The sequence below is a fragment of the Eubacterium ramulus ATCC 29099 genome (genome assembly GCF_000469345.1).
GTDB classification, from domain to species: Bacteria; Bacillota; Clostridia; order Lachnospirales; family Lachnospiraceae; genus Eubacterium_I; species Eubacterium_I ramulus.
In genome coordinates this window covers 1-625 of the sequence record NZ_KI271194.1, presented here as the reverse complement: position 1 = coordinate 625, position 625 = coordinate 1, and the positions used below count along the sequence as shown (strand labels likewise).

The following is a 625-nucleotide window of genomic DNA, read 5'->3' as shown; positions in this document are numbered from 1 at the left end:
CTGCGTTATGAGAATGGTTCGATTGACAATACGAAAAAAATGGTGCTGGAAGGTCTTTCGGAAGCACTCCATGTATCTGTGGAATGGCTCAAAGGGGAAACAGATGAATATGAAACCGACATTACGGATAAGAGAGAGTTACAGATTCGTGATGCGATGGGAGATATTCTGGAACAGTTACCGCTTGCCCTTACCAAAGAAGAAGATGCTTTTTCAAAAGATTTATTACTGCTGATGTTAAAACAATATGGTCTGTTTTTGGATTCCTTCCAGTTCGCCTGCAAAAACTTCAAGGGAAATGCTGGTCAGACGGATATTGCCAAAACAATAGGGTTTGAATCGAATGAGGAATATAATGAGATTATGTTCTTAAGGGAAATCACTCATACCATCAATGCTTTTAATGAGATGGCAGACATTGTAAGGCTCTATTCCAAGAAACCAAAAACAGCAGAACAAAGGCTTGCAAATCTTTTATCAGAAGTCTTATACGAAGATTCCGAATCGGTATAGTAAGACAACCGGAGTTATGATATACTTACACGCACGAAGCATTTCATCAGTTCCGATTGTCTAATATCGAAAGGAGACATACGATTATGGCAAAAGGATCTGTAAGAAAAAA

Annotated in this window: 1 protein-coding gene; it reads left to right on the top strand. The window is 38.6% G+C overall.

Annotated features, from left to right (window positions below; all coding sequences use genetic code 11):
- Nucleotides 1–513, top strand: a 513-nt coding sequence (locus tag HMPREF0373_RS15810) for a hypothetical protein (protein WP_044965052.1), incomplete at its 5' end; no start/stop codon positions are given.
- Nucleotides 514–625: the final 112 nt, after the last annotated feature.